Genomic DNA, 19,459 nt, shown 5'->3' with positions numbered 1-19,459 from the left:
TAATATTATTTATAATTTATTCCAGGTAGTTCCTTCTTTACTATCTTTTAATTGAATACCGATGTCCTGAAGACCTATACGGATTTTATCAGAAGTAGCGTAGTCTTTATTCTCTTTTGCACTTTTTCTGATATCAATCACCATGTCCAATACATCATTTAATTCTGTATTTGAGCTTTCTTCATCTTTCAGTCCAAAGATATCATAAACAAAGTCCTGCATCAACTGTTTTAATTTCTCCAGTTCGGCAGCAGAAATACCAGCCTTTCCATCATAAACAGTATTGATAATCCTTGCCGCTTCAAACAGCTCAGCAATAACAACCGGACTGTTGAAATCATCATTCATTGCTTTCACACAATTTAATCCGATCGGCTCAATTTCAAAATCACTATTTGCAGCAGGAACCAGTTTTTCCAGTAAGCTCAATGAATTCATCAATCTTCTGAATCCCTTTTCTGACGCATCCAGTGCATCGTTTGAGAAATCCAGTGTACTTCTGTAATGTGCCTGAAGCATAAAGAACTTAACTGTCATTGGGCTATATCCTTTAGTTAACAAAGGATGATCACCAGAAAACAATTGTAAAGGCATAAAACCATTACCAGACGATTTAGACATCCTTTGTCCGTTAACAGTCAGCATATTGGTATGCATCCAGTATTTAGCAGGATGTTTATGGTAGCAAGCCTCTGACTGCGCAATTTCATTGGTATGATGCGTTGCTGCAAGATCCATTCCACCACCATGAATATCAAACTCTTCACCCAGATATTTCGCGCTCATTGCAGAACACTCAATATGCCAGCCAGGAAAGCCAAGGCCCCATGGAGATTGCCAGCGCATCAATGTTTCAGGCTTAGCCTTAATCCACAAAGCAAAATCAAGTCTTCCACGTTTCTCGTCCTGTCCGTCAAGCTCTCTTGTATTCGCCATCATATCGTCCAGGTTACGATTGGTCAATACCGTATAGTTATAAGTTTTACTATATTTTTCGACATCAAAGTAAACCGTTCCATTTGTTTCATAAGCATAGCCATTGGCGATAATATCCTTAATCATTTCAATCTGCTCAATGATATGACCGGTTGCAGTTGGCTCAATACTTGGAGGCAGTGTATTGAACATTCTCAATACCTCATGGAACCCCAATGTATATTTCTGAACAATTTCCATCGGCTCCAGTTGCTCCAGTTTTGCTCTTTTAGCAAACTTATCATCACCTTCATCACGATCACCTTCCAAATGGCCCGCATCTGTAATATTACGTACATAGCGAACTTTGAAGCCCATATATTTCAGGTATCTGAAAATTAAATCAAAAGAAATGAAAGTACGGCAATTACCCAGATGTACATCACTATAAACAGTAGGACCGCAAACATACATGCCCACATGGTGGCCATTTAAGGGTTCAAAATTCTCCTTTTTGCGCGTAAGGGTATTGTAAAGCTGTAAACCGTTCTCCATTAGTATATATTTTTTATTTAGCCCACGAATATGCTGGGCCCAAGATAACAAAGATAAAAATTTGCGGGTATATTAGTTGATTCTTAAATCACTTCTTACAGGGAAATGATCAGATAACCTGGCCTGTATAATGCGGTGGTTAATTACCTTGAAAGCTGGCGTTGCCGAGATATAATCAATCTGGAAATTAGGGAATTTCCCATTATAGGTACGCCCTAAGCCAGTTCCCTGCTCCACAAATGTATTGTGTAAAGATTTAGTAAGCTGCGTAACTGCATATGAAGCTGGTGTATCGTTAAAATCTCCGGCAATCAGGAAAGGGGTTTTACAAGTCTTCATATGATCTTTCATGATATCAACCTGACCGCTTCTTTTTAGAAATGCCGTTTTCAGCATGCTGACAATCCGCTTTGCAGGTAAAATCTCGGTATCCATTTTCTGCGTTACTTTATCCAGATAATTATAATCCTGTTTATCAAAAGAGATAGATTGCAGATGCACATTATAAACCCTTACCCGCTCTTTATTTACCATGATATCAATATATATACTGGCATTGCCTCCATGATTGGTACTGAACACGATACTTCCTTTATTCACTATCGGATATCTGGAGAAAATAGCCAGGCCAGTAGCTTCATAATCGTTTTGTGAGGAAGGGATAAAATAATAATTGGAAGTTTTCAGCATGCGTTTCAGGCTGTCTGTAATGGCAAATGTTCCCTTGCGCCGGGTATAATATTCCTGAAAACAGATAATATCGGGGTCTTCATTTTTTACAACCTCCAGCATTTGCTGTTTTACCGTTTCATTGCTCGCTTCTCCATAAGGTTTAAAGCTATGCACATTATAGGTCATCATCCTGATCAGTTCGGGAGAGGATTTAGGCCCTTCACCAGATTCACCTACAAAGCCTACAGTAGCAATCAGCGGGTGCCAGCCAATCAGTATAACAGCGATCGTACATAAGGCAAATAATATTCTGCCCCGTAAAATCCAGAAAATAATAATGATGACATTGATTAATAAGACGAAAGGATAGGCAAGCCCAAAGAAAGCGATGAGTTCATGTTCCCGCGGATCAAGATTTCCGGCCAGTATCCCTAATAGCAAGGCAAAGGCAGCAATAATCCCGATCAGTAGTGTGATCTTCCCTAGAAATGTAAGCTTGCGTTTCTTCATTAATCCTTACTCGCCTTGAATAAAATCTCCTTCTCTGCTTTACTTAATTTATCATAGCCTGATTTGGAAACTTTATCCAGAACAGCATCAACCTCTTTCTGGTTAACCTTATTACTTTTATTCCTTGCTCCGGAATTAGGTTTATCATTTTTAACGACTTTTAATACTGGCTTACGCTCAAACCAGCCACTTAAATCATTTCCGCCCTGCAACAATTTAATATAAACAAAGCCAAGCAAAGCCCCACCCAGATGTGCAAAACTCCCCCCTGGATTCTGAGAAGCAATACTGATCAGGTCAATGACAATATAGGCCATTAACAGATATTTCAGCTTCACATTCCCGATAAACATCAGGTTCATCGAATAATCCGGGACCAAAGTAGCCGTAGCCACTGCAATAGCCATGACACATGCCGACGAACCGATGAGTGTAGCGGCATACACATGCGGCGCAAAAACAGGGAAAATATTATAAGCCAATGCATAAATGACTGCCCCCATTATTCCCCCGGCAAGATATACGAAATGAAACTGGCGTGGTTTCAGGAAGTCCAAAAAGATCCTGCCCATCCAGAATAACCATAACATATTGAATAATATGTGGAAAATATCATTATGGAAGAACTGATAAGTCAGTACCGTATAAAAGCGGAAAGGAAGTTTGGGCAATGCCGCAGGAAAAGCAACATACTCACCCACATAATCCAGGAACCGGACATTGGTATTTCCGGCCAGAAAATACGTAACCCCAAAAAGGGCAACTGCGACAAATACAATCGTATTGATCCCAATGTAAAAAAACACCGGATTTCCAGACTGGAAAACTTTATATTTCAGGTCTTCTAATAGATTTTTCTTAGTCATAATAATCGTAAAATGTATTTTTCTCTTTCCATAACTTCACGAGTATAAACCCTAACAATGCACCTCCTAAATGGGCATAATGTGCTATAGAGTCTCCCTGAAAACTAGCTACCCCTAAACTCAGCTCTATCAGAATATATACCGGAATGATATATTTAGCCTTCACTGGTACCGGAATAAACATGATGTACAATTCTGCATTCGGATATAACATTCCAAAAGCAACCAGCAAACCAAATATAGCTCCCGAAGCACCTACCATAGGGCCAGAGTAGATCCCTAAAAAGGTTTCACTCTGTTCAGGAGTTAAACCCCTGAGATTTAAGGAAGCCATTCCTTTAGCAATATCAACAGTTACAGCTCCGGGGTTAATCGCAGAACCTGTCATCTGATAAATTTCAAAAGCCTGTACGCCCCACTGTAAAGCTAATGCACCTAAACCGGTAATCAGATAAAAATTGATAAACCGCTTGGTTCCCCATCTGGTTTCCAATACTGAACCAAAAGAAAACAAAGCAAACATATTGAATAAAATATGGGTAAAATTCCCATGCATAAACATATACGTAATCGGCTGCCAGATCTTAAACAACGGAGAGTCAAAATAAAAAGCCCCCAGAAGAAGATCAAGATCAATCCCTTTAGATTGAAAAATATATTTAGCTGCGAAAAACAGTCCATTGATGATCAGAAGGTTTTTAACAACTGGAGGTATATGAATATTATTCATCATTATTTATCAAATTTTCTATCTATTTCTGTCAATGACATGGTTTGTATTACAGGTCTTCCGCTGATACTGAAGTTCGGTGCTTTACAGGCAAACAACTGTTCGATCAGCATATTCATTTCCTGCTGACCTAAAACAACACCGCTTTTAATTGCACTGTTTTTTGCCATACTACGCGCAAGCGCATCTCTTTTATCCAGTTTCAATTCTTGCTGAGAGTTTTTGAACCCTTCAATTAAATGCTCAAAAAGCTGTGTCTCATTAATCTGGTTACTTCCCAGATCAACAGGAATCCCTTCGATCACTAAAGTGTTTTTTCCAAACTCCCGGACTTCAAAACCCAGGCTCTTGATATCATCCAGCAAACTTTTGGCCAGCTCATAATCATTAGGGCTTAAGGTAACTGTCTGCGGGAATAAACTCTGCTGCGAAGCACCTTTCCTGTCTTCCAGGTTTATGCTAAAACGCTCATATAATATCCTTTCGTGTGCAGCCTGCTGATCAATCAGCATTAAACCCGATTTAATCTGCGAAATGATATATTTATTGTGCAGCTGCATCAGCTGTTTCTGTAGAGGTGCATATTTATCATCAGGACCATTGCCTGGCAACTCCATCTTCACCTGTTCAGCAGGTTTCTCTTTAGAAATTTCGTAAAGTGAACCCCAGTTCTTAGCAACCGGCTGATGTGACCTGCTCTCTGTATTTCTGAAACCGGTATCTGCGCCCCCGAAACTGCTTTCTGTATTTTTAAAATCAGAGAAGCCTTTATCGGCAGTTTTTTCGGCAGCGAAAGGATTAAAATCAGGATTGAAACTGATACTTGGCGGGATAATTTCATCCAGAGACTTAGGACTGATCATTCCGCTAAAAGCAGTTTCCTGGTCAAAGTCGATAGTCGGGCTAATATTAAACCTGCCTAAAGATCTTTTTACTGCAGAGTGAATAATCGCATAAATCGACTTCTCATCCAGGTATTTGATCTCTGTTTTAGTAGGATGTACATTAACATCAATCTTAGCAGGGTCAATGTCTATAAACAGCACATAGAAAGGGAAGTTATCATCTGATAGTAAATCCTCATAAGCTTTATTCAGCGCATGGTTCAGATAAGCATCCTTAATGAAGCGGTTATTTACAAAAAAGAACTGTTCACCCCTGGTTTTCTTGGCAAACTGTGGTTTACCAATAAAGCCTTTAAGATTGATAATTGTAGTATCCTCTTCAACAGGAATCAGTCTTTCATTATAATTATTTCCAAATAAATGGACTATTCTTTGTTTTAAAGCAGATGAAGGTAACCTGAAAATCTCCATACCATCGTGGTGCAGCGTGAAAGCAATCGCAGGGTTAGCCAGCGATACTCTTTGAAACTCGTCCATGATATGTCTCATTTCGGCCGGATTACTCTTCAGAAAGTTGCGTCTTGCCGGAGTATTAAAGAATAAGTTTTTGATACTTATACTTGTTCCCTGCGGTGTAGAAACAGGTTCCTGTTTAGTGATCGTTGCCCCTTCAATCTCGATCAGCGTACCCAGCTCATCTTCATAACGGCGGGTTTTCATCTCTACCTGCGCAATAGCCGCAATAGACGCCATTGCTTCCCCACGGAAACCCATGGTCCGGATCGCAAACAGGTCTTCTGCCTTACGCACTTTCGAAGTTGCATGACGCTCAAAACACTTACGTGCATCAGAAACGCTCATTCCACATCCATTATCGATCACCTGAATCAACGCTTTTCCAGCATCTTTAAGGATCAATTGTATCTTATTCGCCCCCGCATCAATGGCATTTTCCATCAACTCTTTCACTGCCGATGCAGGTCGCTGAACTACCTCTCCGGCAGCAATTTGATTCGCAACACTCTCGGGTAAAAGTTGTATTATATCTGACATTTATTTCCTTGGTAAAGGTCGCTAATTTAACGAAAATAAGCCTTATACATAAATCTTTTGATTATAAATACCATTTAATGACTAAGCCAGTACAAGCTTTTTATATATTTAGCGTTCTGAATGAACTATAAGCTTTTTATGTACAAAAACAATCTTGTTCAAACTATCACTGTTTGCTTTCTTGCCATTTCTTCCTTTAGTGCCTGCGCACAGGAACATCAAAAAAATGAAGAACTGTTAAAAGTCAATTCTAATATCCTTCAGCATACTGTTTTACTAAATAATCAAAACGGGATCATTCCGCTGACAGGCTTAGAAAAAAAGAATATCGCTTCAGTTAGTCTTGGCTTTTTATATCAGCATACGGCAGATAGTTTACTGAATAAATACGCGAAAGTCACCTCTTTCAGCTCTGCAGGATATGAGAATTCTCCTGAACTGGGAAAACTGGAAGATGACCTTAAATTTTTCAATACTGTAATCATTTCAATCCCGGATCAGGAAACCACGAAAGCGAAATATATAAATTTCATCAATTCGATGGCCAAAACTAAATCGGTGATTGTTGCGCTATATGGCCAGCAGACTAATCTGACCCCATTTGATTCTTTAAGCGCCCCACTGGTCTGGAGCCAGGATAAAAGCATACAGGCAGCCTCACTGGTACCTCAGCTTATTTTTGGGGGAATAGCCGCAACCAACAAATTACCCCGCAATATTTCCGGAAAATATACCGCCGGGTCTGGTTATACCACAACAGTAACCCGTCTGAAATATACCGTTCCGGAAGATGCAGGCGTAAATTCCGACAACCTGAAAGAAATCGACAACATTACAGCCGAAGCAATTGCCGCAAGGGCAGCTCCAGGCATGGTAGTTTTAGTAGCAAAAGACGGCAAAGTAATCTTTAACAAAGCCTATGGCACACATACTTATGGCGGCCCTGCTGATAAGGTGACAGATATATTTGACCTCGCCTCTGTGACTAAAATTACAGCGACCACGCCTATGGTCATGCGCTTAGTGGAAGAAAACAAACTTAAATTAGATACAAATATCGGCGCCTATATTGCCCTGGCAAGACCTACAGCAATGAACAGCATACCGGTTCGGGATGTGATGCTGCACCAGGCTGGCTTTATCCCTTATATCGCTTTCCATGATGGTGTAAAACCTACAGACCACAGTCCGGATTCTTCCGCAGCCTACCCGACTAAAGTAGCTGACGGCTATTTTATCAGGAAAGATTATTTCAAAGATGTGATGTGGCCGCAAATGCTTAACGCACCAATCAGAACAAGGGGCAAATATGTTTACAGTGATATCAGCATGTATGTGATGAAAGATATTGTTGAACAGATCAGCGGAGAACATCTGAATGATTATACAGCCGAAAATTTCTATGCACCGCTGGGGATGCAGACCGCTGGCTTCCTGCCAAGAAACAGATTTAACAAGGATCAGATCATCCCTACAGAAAACGACACCTATTTCAGAAAAACATTACTGGTTGGTTATGTACATGACCAGGGTGCCGCACTGGTGGGTGGTGTTTCAGGACATGCGGGTCTATTTGCCAGTTCAAATGACATGGCAATCATGTATCAGATGCTGCTGAACAAAGGAACTTATGGCGGTCAGCAATATTTCAAACCTCAAACTGTAGAGTCCTTTACTGCGCAGCAATCAAATGTGAGCAGAAGAGGACTGGGTTTTGACCGCTGGGACCCGAATTTAGCAAAGAAATATCCTTCCTCAACAGCTTCTTCACAAACTTACGGACATACCGGATATACGGGTACTGCAGTGTGGGTAGACCAGGCAAGAGGTCTGGTTTATGTATTTTTATCCAACCGTGTCAACCCTTCGGTGACCAACAAATTAGTAAGTATGGGTATCCGTTCGCGAATTGAGGACGTAATTAACAACGCAATCGACAAAGGGATGCAAAAATAAAATCCCTATAAAACAGGGAGATATAAAATTAAAGCGATTTTTTTAAAGAAGAGATTTTGTATTCAGGATCAATTTTTCTATAATTGCACCCGGTTAGCGAATAACCGTGCATTAAAGCCTTCTTAGCTCAGCTGGTAGAGCAACTGACTTGTAATCAGTAGGTCATTGGTTCGATCCCGATAGAAGGCTCGGAATATAAAAAAAGGGTTCATTTACATGAACCCTTTTTTTATGCCTGATATTTTACTTTTTCAAGCCTATTTCTCTCAGGCGTTCGTCCAGGTATTCTCCGGCTGTCATGTCAGTATATTGTTTTGGATGTGCTTCATCTACACAAGAATCAAGACTTGTTAAGTCCATATCAGAACGTGGGTGAAGGAAGAAAGGAACTGAAAAACGTGAAGTTTTCATCAGCTCTCTTGGTGGGTTAACCACTCTGTGTGTAGTTGAACGAAGTTTGTTATTCGTTAAACGCTGTAACATATCACCTACATTGACAACGATATCAGAGTGATGTGCTTTAATTGGCAACCACTCATTACTGCGTGTTAATACTTCCAGTCCGTCAGCACTTGCTCCGATTAACAAAGTAATCAGGTTAATATCTTCATGTGCACCTGCACGAACAGCATCATCAGGTAAAGCATCAGGATTTTCGATCGGGAAGTAGTGAATACCCCTTAAGATAGAATTTCCATTATGTACATGCTGATCAAAATAATCAATAGGTAAACTCAAATAAGTAGCGATAGCTCTTAACAGATGTTTACCATTGCTTTCCAGTTTTTGATAAACTTCATTTGTTACTTCATTGAATCCCGGGATTTCTTCCAGATACTCATTGTCAGGGTACTCATATTTAATAGGATCTCCGTCAACAACAGTCTGACCAATTTGCCAGAATTCTTTTAAATCTGCTGTTTTAGCACCTTTAGCTGTTTCTTTACCCGGGCTTGTGTAACCACGTTGTCCGGCAAGCTCTGGTTTTTCATATTTAGCTTTCTGATCTGCTGGTAAACGAAAAACGCCCTGGATATTCTGATATAATTTATCAATCAGCTCCTGGCTCAGGCCATGGTTTGTAATGGTCACAAATCCTGAATCATTAAAGGCTCTGCCCAATTCATCAGAAAACTTTTTACGGTCGTGTTCTGTTCCGTCAATATAAGAACCAAGATCTAAGGTTGGAATATAAGGTGTAGACATAATATTTTGCTTAATGTTTGAATCGAAATTATAAAACAATTGTTAATAAAGTTGTCTAATGTGAATTATTACAGCACATATTACTAATTTACAACATTTTAAGTTATTAACAATTTCATAAAGAAGGTATTTATTGTTAAGAATTAAAACGTTTATCAGAACACTGTCAATTTAGCCCGAATTACAGCCATCAGCAAACCATAGTCTTTTAAGGTACGTATAAGTTAGTATCAATCCAGTAAATTTGTATGGGCTATACAGCATACCGGAGCAGTAAATCCGTTTATTTTAAAAACACACAAAAAATGAAATATTTCACCATCATCGCACTAATCTTTTTATCAGTCAGCGGTGCAAATGCACAGCAGAAAAAATTACAGAAAGCAACCTTTGGCATGGGATGTTTCTGGTGTTCAGAAGCATTATTCCAAAAACTGAACGGCGTAAGTGCCGTAAAATCTGGATACGAAGGCGGACAGATCCCTAATCCAACTTACGAAGATGTTTGTTCCGGTACAACAGGACATGCAGAAGTTATTGAATTGTCCTACGACCCTGCTAAAATCTCTTATGATGAGCTGCTGGAAGTATTCTGGAAGAGCCATGACCCGACCACACTAAACCGTCAGGGAGCTGATGCGGGTACACAATACCGTTCTGTAATCTTTTACCACACCCCTGAGCAAAAAGCAGCTGCAGAACAATATAAAGCTGAATTAAATAAAACAAATGCCTATGGCAAACCAGTGGTAACTGAGATTACAAAAGCAGAGCCTTTTTATGTAGCTGAAAATTATCATCAGGATTATTTTAATAAGAATTCTAATCAGCCCTACTGCCGTCTGGTCATCCTTCCAAAAATGGAAAAGCTGGAAAAGATATTTAAAGCAAAACTGAAACACTAATACGATTGGTATCACCATAGAAACAAAATCAATTTATAAGAATCCGCTTCATATTATAGTTATGGAGCGGATTTTCTTTTTCAGCCCAATCCCGCCGGATAATTCATTTTCTGATTTCAGGAAACAGATAATTAATTAAATGATAACATATCTAGCCAAAAATCCTGATATCAGTGTATTAATATTGTTCTCATGCAGAACGTCCATGACGATAAGGAATTATTTGCGCAAATAGTAAATGGTGACAGGAAGTCTTTTGACCTGCTGTTTCTCAAATACCATACTGCGCTGATTGGCTTCTGCAAATCTGGCGGATGTGAAGAAAATGATGCCGAAGATGCTGTTTCCGACCTCTTTCTTGACCTCTGGCTGCGACGCTCAACGATTGCTATCCATACCTCTTTACGGGCTTATCTGTATGCTGCTTTAAGAAATAAGATCAACAATTTATATAGGAATAATCAAGGGATCAGCTATTTAACAACAGAATACGCAGACCAGTTACCAGACGCAGATTTGTCACGCCCGGATGAAAAGCTCTTTTTGAAAGACAGGACAAAAATGATAGAATATATCATTACAGGTCTCCCTGAACAAACAAAAATTGTATTCCTTCTCAAATGGAAACATCACCTCTCTGACAAAGAGATCGCAGAAACGCTGAACAAAAGCCTGCCAACAGTCCGAACGATGGTTTACCGGGCCATTTTATACATCCGTGACAAGATCACCTTTGTTAAATAATCATTAACCATATTACCATTATATTAAATCGAAATTTCCTGTAATCAATCTACCCTCTTTTTGCAACCTCCTTAAAAAAAGGGATAAATGGATGAATATGACTACAGGTTAATTATCGGATACCTGGAAAGTTCAATAAGTGATGATGAAGTACAGCAGCTCCTGGCAAAAGTTCAGAACGATAAAGAATTTGCCGAAGGGTTCAATGAGATAGCTGAGCTATGGAATGCAGGTAAAAAAATAAATAACAATATACCTAAAGCACAAAATGCTTTAGCGCGTCTCCATCAACGTATGGACGCAGCAGAAATACCTTTACAGCAAGACATTTCTTCAAAAAAGGTATATACGATCAGTAAAAACATGGCATGGTTATCAGCAATTGCTGCAATGGTATTGCTATGTCTTGCCCTTGTGTTTTACCAGTCCGATTCCAGTATGACTTTCAAACCGGATGCAATCACTTATATAGAGAAACATACGGCTGCGGGACAAAAAATGAATATCACCCTTCCCGATGGCTCTCTTGTTGTGCTCAATACGCTATCCTCTATCAAAATCCCTTCTGATTACGGTAATAAAAACAGAGAAATCCTGCTCAAAGGAGAAGCCTGGTTTGAAGTAGAAAAAAATCCTGAAAAGCCCTTCATTGTCCATTCCGGAAATATCCAGACCCTGGTATTAGGTACAAAATTTAACGTATCAGGCTATGCTGATGACGAAGTTGCAAAAGTTTCCCTGGTAGAAGGAAAAGTACAGGTTGATATAGATAATGATGCCAGAAAAAGACAGATCCTAAAACCAGGAGATCAGCTTGTCTATGACAAAAAAGATAAGTCTTCTTTAGTTAAGCCTTTTATTAAAGAATATGCTGCCGGCTGGAAAGATAACACACTCACACTGGATTATGAAAGCTGGCCAGAAGCTGCAAAGAAAATCTCCCGCTGGTACAATGTACAGGTTGACCTGAAAAATGCAGACCTGAAAGACTGTAAACTCAAAGGTTCATTTGCAGGAATGGCGCTTACGCAAGTCTTAAAAAGACTAAGCTATATCTCAGGAATCAGCTGGGAAATAAAAGAGAAAACGGTTTATATCACCGGAAAATGTAATTAACCTTTTAAAGATAAACTATGCGTAAATAAATCTACAAAAACACAAAAGCCCTGCATACCGATAAGATCGGGACACAAGGCTCTTTTAATCAGTTCCTGCGAAGAACTCAATTAAATTATCGATTAAATCAAAAGTATGAAAACCTTACGGTAATCCCAAACCCAGGGATATGCGATGGTTATCTCCTGTCAAAACACAACCAATTAATGAAAAGAATCAAACAATATCTGACTTGTTTTTTATGTCTGTTTTTATTGTGTATCCACAATATCCGGGCTAACACGCCAGACCATCCTTTATGTACTATTAATGTATCAGGGAAACCACTGAAAGACGTTATTGCCCTAATTGAAAAACAAACAGGCTATCACTTTTTACACAGTGCGTCTGAAAAAACCCTGAATCTTCCGGTTACACTGGCTGAGAAAAATCAGCCTTTAGAAAATGTGCTGCGTAAAATAGGCCAGCAAAGCGGACTGACTTTCGAGATTGATGATAAAACCATATTTGTTAAGACAGCAAAAAAACAGATTACCGTTACCGGAAAGGTGACGGACGCTACAACCGGAGAGACCATTCCTGGTGTTTCGGTCATCGTAAAAAACAAACAGCAAAGAACTGTGACTGATACAGACGGTAAATACACCATCAGTACCGAAGCACAGGATATCCTGGTTTTTAATTACATCGGCTATAAACCTTATGAAGTCAGTGCTGATCAGACCTCTATCAATGTAGCTTTAACTGGTAATCAGGAAGAGTTAAACGAAATTGTAGTAGTTGGTTATGGTACACAGTCCCGCAAAGTACTGAGTACATCGGTGACTAAAGTAAGCCAGGAAGATTTTAACAAAGGAGGATTAAGCAATCCTGCCCAGCTCTTACAGGGCAAGGTTGCCGGTTTGAATATCACCCGTTCCGGCGATCCGAATGCTACTCCTACCATGAGTTTACGCGGGCCTTCCACACTACGTGTAGGTGCTGCTCAGGAACCCTTTTATGTGATTAACGGTGTCCCTGGAGCTGATTTCAGACTGGTATCTCCCGATGATATTGAAGATATCAGTGTTTTGAAAGATGCATCGGCCACTGCCATTTATGGAACACGCGCATCTAACGGGGTAATCATGATTACGACCAAGGGTGGTAAATCAGGAAACCCTATAGTAAGCTACAGCGGTTATGCCGGTACAGAGAACATTTCAAGGAGCCTTAAAATGATGAATGCGCAGGAACTGACCGCTTATCTGGATAAAAACAAGATCAGCCTTGATCCTGCAGATGCCAAAGGGGCAAATACAGACTGGCAGAAAGAAATTACCAGGGGCGGATTAATACAGAACCACAACATCTCTTTGAGCGGCGGATATAACAAAACACAGTACAGTGCTGGTTTAAACTATTTTAATGATAAAGGAATTTTAAAGGGAAGTGCTCTGGACCGGTTAATCGGCCGCCTTAATTTATCTCAGAGTGTTTTGAATGATCACTTAAAACTGGGATTAAACCTGAGTAATTCAAGCAGTAATTCAGATCAGATTCCAAATCAGGACCTGGTACTTTATAATTCGCTGCGGTTTTTACCAACTGTCCCGGTGATGCAGGACGGTGTATATTCTGAGAACTTACAACGTGTACAATATTATAACCCGGTTTCTCTGCTTGCTAATGCTAAAGACAGATTAAAAACTACAATCACCCTGCTTAACGTTACCGCAGCAGTAAAATTACCTTATGGGTTTAAATACGATGTCAGCTTAAGTACCCAAAAAGAATTGAATAACCGTGGAACTTATTATAACAGTACTTACACCTTAAAACAAGGATTAAATGGTGAAGCCTATCGCTCTGCTTATGAGAGCACACGTAAAACCGGTGAAACCTTCTTAACCTTCAACAAGCAGCTGAATAAACATGCGCTGAATGTACTTGCTGGTTACAGTATCCAGGAAGATGTCAATAATGATGGTTTCCAGGCTAACAATAGGAATTTCCCGACAGATGAATTAGGATACAGCAATATTGGTCTTGGAAGTCCGATTGGCAATTTCAAAACAGACTGGGGAGATAACATCTATCAAAAATTAAGATTAATATCTTTTTATGGCCGTTTAAATTATAACTATGCCGGTAAATATATTGCACAATTTTCTGTAAGAAGGGACGCATCTTCAGCATTCGGGGCAAACAACCGCTGGGGAACATTTCCTGCGGCTTCTGTTGCCTGGAGAATCACTGAAGAACCTTTCATGAAATCACAGCAGGTTTTTCAGGATCTGAAATTCAGAGCAGGTTACGGGGTTACAGGAAACTCATTAGGATTTAACCCATTGATTTCAAAGATTCGTTACGGAACTTCAGGTACCTTCTATTATAATGGAAACTTTATCAATTCTATTGGTGCCAACCAAAATGCCAATCCAAATTTGAAGTGGGAAAAAACAGCGATGTTCAATGCCGGAATAGACGCGGTAATTTTAAAAGGAAGAGTAAATGTAACTGCTGAATACTACGATAAAAAAACGAGTGATCTGATTTGGGATTACCCTGTTTCTTCTACACAATATTACAGCAATTTATTTACAGCCAACGTAGGTTCTATCAGCAATAAAGGGGTCGAATTGACTATCGATGCAAAGGTTATTCAGTCTGATAAGTTTAAATGGCAAAGTTCATTTAACATGGCTCACAATGCGAACAAACTTTTATCATTATCAAATAATACCTTCAAACTGGATTCTATTCCACAGGCTTCACCAGGTGGACAAGGCCAGTCAGGAACAACTGTTCAGATCTTAAAGCCAGGATATCCTGTTGGACAGTTCTTTACCTTTAAATATGCAGGTAAAGACAGTAAAGGAGTATCTCAATACTATGATAAGAGTGGTGCACTGACCACTTCTCCAAAAGAATATACTGATTATTACTATGCAGGAAACGCACAACCTAAATTATTACTGGGCTGGAGCAATACTTTTACGTATAAACAATTTGATTTAAATATCTTTCTTAGAAGCTCATTGGGAGGAAAAGTTTTTAACGCTACACTTGCCGATCTAAACCGTCCTGCAGATGGTAAAACATATAACCTGCCAGTTTATTCGAAAGATGAAAGTCCTGCAAATGCCTATGCCTACCGTTATTCGGACAGGTATATAGAAAATGCATCTTACCTGCGTGTGGATAATATGACACTGGGTTATACGATGCCAAAAATAAAAGGAATACAGTCACTGAGGTTTTATGTTACAGGAAATAATATCGCAGTAATCACAGGTTACAGTGGTATTGATCCGGAGATAGGCATGGGCGGTTTAACACCTGGTATAGATAATAAAAACTATTATCCACGTACCCGTTCTTTCCTTTTTGGTGCAAATCTTTCATTTTAATCAGGTTAAATAATAGAAATGATGAAATTAATAAGATCTATACTAACGGTGATGACCGTTACCCTTTTATTTTCTGCTTGTACTAAAGTTGAGGTACCTGTTGAAAATGAACTTACTCCTGCAAATTTCCCTAAAACAGAGGCACAGTTTTTATTGGCTTCGGGTACTGCTTATGCTAAATTCAGGGATCAGTTTGCAACTACTTACTGGCAGATACAGAGTTTAAGTACCGATGAGGCTATTATTCCAACCCGCGGAAGTAACTGGTTTGATGGAGGCCGTTATCAGCAGCTTCACTACCATACCTGGAATGCCGACAATCCTCAGGTTGCCGGCGTATGGAGCTGGGGTTTCAGTACCATCAGCAGCTGTAATCAGATACTTGCTTTATTTGAGCAGTCACCAGACAGTGAATCAAAATTAAATATCGCAGCTGAAATTAAAACATTAAGGGCACTTTGTTTCTATCTGATGATGGATGTTTATGGCAATATCCCACTGACTACAAAATTTGGAGATGCCAACCAGCCGCAAACACAGAGCCGTAAAGACGTATTTGCATTTATTGAAAAAGAAGTTAAAGACGCATTGCCACGTTTAAGTGAGGTGAATGATAAATCTACTTATGGCCGTCCTACTAAATTTGCTGCTTATGCCCTTTTAGCCAAAATGTATCTGAATGCAGAGGTCTATACTGGTACGGAGAGAAATAATGATGCTGTTGCGATGTGCGATATGCTGATTAAATCAAACAAATTCGCCCTGGCCGATGACTATGCAAGTATATTCAAAGCTGACAACGGTCCGGCAACTTCTGAGTTTATTTTTGCTATCCCTTATGATAATGTTCAGGCTCCTGGACAACGTTTTACCTGGTACAACCTGCATTATGCTTTATCTGCAAAATATGGGCTGCCATGGAGAATCAGCGGACCGACCAGTACGCTGCCAGAATTCTATGCAAATTTTGACAGTAAAACTGATGTCAGGAACAATGTCTGGTTAACAGGAAAACAGTTTGACAATTCGGGTAAACCAATTCTGATCAGCACCACAAAAAAAGGTCTTGACGCGAATTATAGCGGCGATGATGGGGCAACACAAATTTCATGGCAACTGGAATTCTCTCCTCAGATCACCTTTGTAAATGTTCAGAATTTTGATGTAGGAAGTGATGTTTTAGGAAGTGCTAAAGGAATCCGCAATAACAAGTATGCGCCGGATGCTGCTGCTACGACTAACAACGGAGGAAATGACGTACCCGTTTTCAGATATGCTGATATTTTATTAATGAAAGCTGAAGCTATACTGAGAGGAGCTGCCCCTACTAACGGACAAACAGCTTTAGGAATTGTCAATGAACTCAGAACAAAAAGAAAAGCAGAGGCATTCACGTCTATATCCCTTGATGAATTATTAAGAGAACGCGCACGCGAACTGAACTGGGAAACCTGGAGAAGAAATGACCTGATCCGTTTTGGTAAATATGAAGGGAGCTGGGGATATAAAACAGACCAGAATACTTATAAAAGGATATTCCCGATTCCATCAGGAGAACGTATTCTGAACCCAAATCTGAAACAAAACACGGGCTATTAAAACCATTTAAATTATACAGCATGACTGATGTTTTTAACGTCTTATGCCCATGCTATGCCTTATCTTAAAACAAAATCTAAAATCTAAAACCATGAAAAAAATCTATCCGGTACTATTATTAGCCTTAGCTACCTTACTGGTGCAATGTAAGAAGTCTGCTCAGGAGGAACTCGAAGTAAGCGGTTCCAAGTCTTCAAAGACCTGGGTCAACGCTGCACCAACCTCTTTTTGTGCGAGCTGTCAGGAAAGCCCGAACAGAATAAACGGTAATGAAGCAGATGTATGGGCAGCAAAATTTGCTCCGCTGCTGAAATTTGACCGTGCTGCTCCGGAATACCCTACCTCTGTTGAAGATGTCTGGGCAAACACACTTCAATCCAGTATTGTATGTGGTGGAAAGTTAGTATTTGAAAAAGATCCGGAATCCAGAAGTATGGACTTCCCGACTTATTATGATGTACAAGCTCATCCAACTGACCCCAATCGTATTTTCATTGAATACTGGTGGGCTTATAAACGTCAGAGACCATGTTTCGGTAACTTAGGAGGTCATAATTATGATCTTGAACATATGGTGATACAAATTGATAAACAAAGCCAGCGTGTAGTTACAGTGACTTATTTCCAGCATAAAGGATGGTTTACTAAAAACTGGAGAAGTACAACCGAAGGCAAAAGAGTGGAAGCTTATGTAGGTAAAATAGCTCATGGTTTATACCACGATTCAAGATCTAAAACAATTATAGGGTTTGAATGCAGTTATTATGGCGATTACAGAAATCCGGATGGAAGTAAAGATGAAGTGCTGACTTCTAAAAACCTGGTTAGAATGGGATGTAATAAAGATGAGTTCAGTTTCAATGGCGACTGGGGTATTGGTCCGGGCCCTTTATACAGAGATCGTAATTATTGGAATTACACTTCTTGTGTGGGTAACAATGCACTGGAAACAAATGGCTGTGCTGCCTGTGATTTTGGATCGGAGAAAAAGATCGGAGATTTATAGCATAAAAAAAGGCAATTCTCTTAATTGAGAATTGCCTTTTTCTTTATAGAGACAATAACTAAGGGAATTTCACTCCTCTGTATTTAGTCACATCTACAATTGGAATACTTGAACCGTATTGTGAATTGATAGATTTAATAAATTCATTCGCAACAATTGCATAACCCAGCGGAGTCAGGTGAATCCCATCCAGAGAGAAAAGGTTTCCTGTAATATAAGCCGCGCTAACCGCTGCGCCATTCACAACTCTACCTGCTGCATAACTTTTGAATAATGCATTCGCATCCATTAAAGCAAGACCATTTGCTGCTGCTACAGATTTGATAGTTGCATTGTAAGAATTGGTATAATCTACAATTACAGCAGCCTCAGCTTTATCCAGTACATATTTACTTTCAACCGGATTTAGCGGATGCAAGCCATATGGAATACCTGCTGCATTTGGTTTTCCAATTACGTTTGCAGCCTTTAATGGAAGCAGGAAGTAATCATCTGCTGTAGCAGGTCTTGGGGCTCCGCTGCCAGGCTGAATAAAAATAGCCTGAACTGTTGGTGCTGAAGCCTGAACAGCTGTTAATAATGCTTTTAAAGTAACTGTTGTAAAATAAGGAGTACTCAAAACATCAGGAATAGTCGCAACTACACCTTTAGCTGTTCCCGCACCACCAGTTCCACCTTTGACCATCGTACCTGCAGCCAGATTATATAACTGTGCAAAAAGTGCTTTGTCAGTAGGAAAATCAGCAGGAACTGAAGCACCGCCTGTTGCATAACCTAAAACATCATTGTTACCTAACCACATACTGAAAAAAGTATAAGGTTTAGCGGTTACAAAACTCAAATACGGGATAGTATTTGCAGGTGAGGTATTAGGCAATAAACGCTCAAAATAGGGATTTAAATTTCCATAATAAGTAAGGGTAATATTGTTTAACCTGATTCCCGGTACACCGTAATTGTTCAGGTCTCCTGTATATTTTGTAAATAATGGTACGGTACCGAAACCTGGTACAGTTGCCGAACCAATCACTGCCTGAGCAGGTACATCTGTAATTACAGGATCGCCTGTAGCGGTAAAACCTGACAGCTTTTTATAACCTGTACCATCCGACTGGTTTGCGTTAAAGAAAGGTGTACTGAAGGCACCGCCACCTACTGTCTGCATTTGTGTCGCAATCATTAACGGATATGAATTTTGCTGTCCTTCCAGGTATAATCCGTTGTCTGCGAAGCCTGATGTCAGAGAGTTTCCAACGGAGATATATCTTGAAAAATCAGCATTTCCTTTGCTGGGGGTTGCGGTTTTTAATTCTGGCTTGCAGGATGCTGCTGTAACAACAGCGACTGCAAGAATACTTCTGAATATAAATTTCGAGTTCATAATGTTTT

14 protein-coding genes and 1 tRNA gene are annotated in these 19,459 nt (G+C 39.7%); 8 read left to right on the top strand and 7 right to left on the bottom strand.

What is annotated here, in order from left to right:
• Positions 1-9: 9 nt before the first annotated feature.
• From cysS to mutL, 5 genes are all read right to left on the bottom strand, one after another.
• Positions 10-1,470 carry a cysteine--tRNA ligase gene (gene cysS, locus HDE68_RS08960; protein WP_183881064.1) on the bottom strand — a complete coding sequence of 487 codons (1,461 nt, stop codon included), beginning with the start codon at positions 1,468-1,470 and terminating at the stop codon, positions 10-12.
• 72 nt (positions 1,471-1,542) lie between these two features.
• Entirely contained in the window at positions 1,543-2,652 is a 1,110-nt protein-coding gene (locus tag HDE68_RS08955; protein WP_183881063.1) for an endonuclease/exonuclease/phosphatase family protein, read from the bottom strand.
• Positions 2,652-3,518 (bottom strand): rhomboid family intramembrane serine protease, encoded by an 867-nt coding sequence (locus HDE68_RS08950; RefSeq protein WP_183881061.1) that lies wholly within the window; start codon positions 3,516-3,518, stop codon positions 2,652-2,654. The genes HDE68_RS08955 and HDE68_RS08950 overlap by 1 nt, the downstream gene beginning before the upstream one ends.
• Positions 3,511-4,248 carry a rhomboid family intramembrane serine protease gene (locus tag HDE68_RS08945; RefSeq protein WP_183881750.1) on the bottom strand — a complete coding sequence of 246 codons (738 nt, stop codon included), beginning with the start codon at positions 4,246-4,248 and terminating at the stop codon, positions 3,511-3,513. Before HDE68_RS08945 ends, HDE68_RS08950 begins: the two co-directional genes overlap by 8 nt.
• Before the next feature lie 2 nt (positions 4,249-4,250).
• A complete protein-coding gene (mutL, locus tag HDE68_RS08940) occupies positions 4,251-6,146 on the bottom strand; it encodes a DNA mismatch repair endonuclease MutL (RefSeq protein ID WP_183881059.1) in 1,896 nt (631 codons plus the stop codon).
• Positions 6,147-6,284: 138 nt separating this feature from the next.
• On the opposite strand from mutL, the gene HDE68_RS08935 reads away from it, so the two are divergent.
• Complete coding sequence (locus HDE68_RS08935; protein ID WP_183881057.1) at positions 6,285-8,102, top strand: serine hydrolase domain-containing protein; 1,818 nt, start codon at positions 6,285-6,287, stop codon at positions 8,100-8,102.
• Between the two features lie 116 nt (positions 8,103-8,218).
• Positions 8,219-8,291 (top strand) — tRNA-Thr (locus tag HDE68_RS08930).
• A gap of 54 nt (positions 8,292-8,345) precedes the next feature.
• On the opposite strand, the gene HDE68_RS08925 is transcribed toward HDE68_RS08930, so the two are convergent.
• Positions 8,346-9,308 carry an isopenicillin N synthase family dioxygenase gene (locus HDE68_RS08925; protein WP_183881055.1) on the bottom strand — a complete coding sequence of 321 codons (963 nt, stop codon included), beginning with the start codon at positions 9,306-9,308 and terminating at the stop codon, positions 8,346-8,348.
• 305 nt (positions 9,309-9,613) lie between these two features.
• On the opposite strand from HDE68_RS08925, the gene msrA reads away from it, so the two are divergent.
• From msrA to HDE68_RS08895, 6 genes are all read left to right on the top strand, one after another.
• Positions 9,614-10,213: a peptide-methionine (S)-S-oxide reductase MsrA gene (gene msrA / locus HDE68_RS08920; protein WP_183881053.1), complete on the top strand. Its 600-nt coding sequence runs from the start codon at positions 9,614-9,616 to the stop codon at positions 10,211-10,213.
• A gap of 192 nt (positions 10,214-10,405) precedes the next feature.
• Complete coding sequence (locus tag HDE68_RS08915; protein ID WP_183881051.1) at positions 10,406-10,957, top strand: RNA polymerase sigma factor; 552 nt, start codon at positions 10,406-10,408, stop codon at positions 10,955-10,957.
• An 87-nt stretch (positions 10,958-11,044) separates the two neighbouring features.
• Positions 11,045-12,073 (top strand): FecR family protein, encoded by a 1,029-nt coding sequence (locus HDE68_RS08910; protein ID WP_183881049.1) that lies wholly within the window; start codon positions 11,045-11,047, stop codon positions 12,071-12,073.
• Positions 12,074-12,279: 206 nt separating this feature from the next.
• Positions 12,280-15,465, top strand: a complete 3,186-nt coding sequence (locus HDE68_RS08905) for a SusC/RagA family TonB-linked outer membrane protein (protein WP_183881047.1) — start codon at positions 12,280-12,282, stop codon at positions 15,463-15,465.
• 18 nt (positions 15,466-15,483) lie between these two features.
• Entirely contained in the window at positions 15,484-17,064 is a 1,581-nt protein-coding gene (locus HDE68_RS08900; protein ID WP_183881045.1) for a RagB/SusD family nutrient uptake outer membrane protein, read from the top strand.
• Between the two features lie 91 nt (positions 17,065-17,155).
• Positions 17,156-18,070, top strand: coding sequence for a hypothetical protein (locus HDE68_RS08895; RefSeq protein WP_183881043.1), 915 nt, complete (start codon positions 17,156-17,158; stop codon positions 18,068-18,070).
• Positions 18,071-18,128: 58 nt separating this feature from the next.
• On the opposite strand, the gene HDE68_RS08890 is transcribed toward HDE68_RS08895, so the two are convergent.
• Complete coding sequence (locus HDE68_RS08890; RefSeq protein WP_183881041.1) at positions 18,129-19,451, bottom strand: SGNH/GDSL hydrolase family protein; 1,323 nt, start codon at positions 19,449-19,451, stop codon at positions 18,129-18,131.
• Positions 19,452-19,459 lie beyond the last annotated feature (8 nt).

Origin of the sequence: Pedobacter cryoconitis, assembly GCF_014200605.1 — a bacterium.
GTDB classification, from domain to species: Bacteria; Bacteroidota; Bacteroidia; order Sphingobacteriales; family Sphingobacteriaceae; genus Pedobacter; species Pedobacter cryoconitis_B.
This window is presented reverse-complemented; position numbering and strand designations above follow the sequence as displayed.

Bases quoted from the DNA above. Each gene is read 5' to 3' on its own strand.
- HDE68_RS08915 (WP_183881051.1), top strand. From the start codon at position 10,406: ATGCAGAACGTCCATGACGATAAGGAATTATTTGCGCAAATAGTAAAT.
- HDE68_RS08955 (WP_183881063.1), bottom strand. From the start codon at position 2,652: ATGAAGAAACGCAAGCTTACATTTCTAGGGAAGATCACACTACTGATC.
- HDE68_RS08895 (WP_183881043.1), top strand. From the start codon at position 17,156: ATGAAAAAAATCTATCCGGTACTATTATTAGCCTTAGCTACCTTACTG.
- HDE68_RS08905 (WP_183881047.1), top strand. From the start codon at position 12,280: ATGAAAAGAATCAAACAATATCTGACTTGTTTTTTATGTCTGTTTTTA.
- HDE68_RS08910 (WP_183881049.1), top strand. From the start codon at position 11,045: ATGGATGAATATGACTACAGGTTAATTATCGGATACCTGGAAAGTTCA.
- msrA (WP_183881053.1), top strand. From the start codon at position 9,614: ATGAAATATTTCACCATCATCGCACTAATCTTTTTATCAGTCAGCGGT.
- HDE68_RS08925 (WP_183881055.1), bottom strand. From the start codon at position 9,308: ATGTCTACACCTTATATTCCAACCTTAGATCTTGGTTCTTATATTGAC.
- HDE68_RS08945 (WP_183881750.1), bottom strand. From the start codon at position 4,248: ATGAATAATATTCATATACCTCCAGTTGTTAAAAACCTTCTGATCATC.
- HDE68_RS08950 (WP_183881061.1), bottom strand. From the start codon at position 3,518: ATGACTAAGAAAAATCTATTAGAAGACCTGAAATATAAAGTTTTCCAG.
- HDE68_RS08900 (WP_183881045.1), top strand. From the start codon at position 15,484: ATGATGAAATTAATAAGATCTATACTAACGGTGATGACCGTTACCCTT.
- HDE68_RS08935 (WP_183881057.1), top strand. From the start codon at position 6,285: ATGTACAAAAACAATCTTGTTCAAACTATCACTGTTTGCTTTCTTGCC.
- cysS (WP_183881064.1), bottom strand. From the start codon at position 1,470: ATGGAGAACGGTTTACAGCTTTACAATACCCTTACGCGCAAAAAGGAG.
- HDE68_RS08890 (WP_183881041.1), bottom strand. From the start codon at position 19,451: ATGAACTCGAAATTTATATTCAGAAGTATTCTTGCAGTCGCTGTTGTT.
- mutL (WP_183881059.1), bottom strand. From the start codon at position 6,146: ATGTCAGATATAATACAACTTTTACCCGAGAGTGTTGCGAATCAAATT.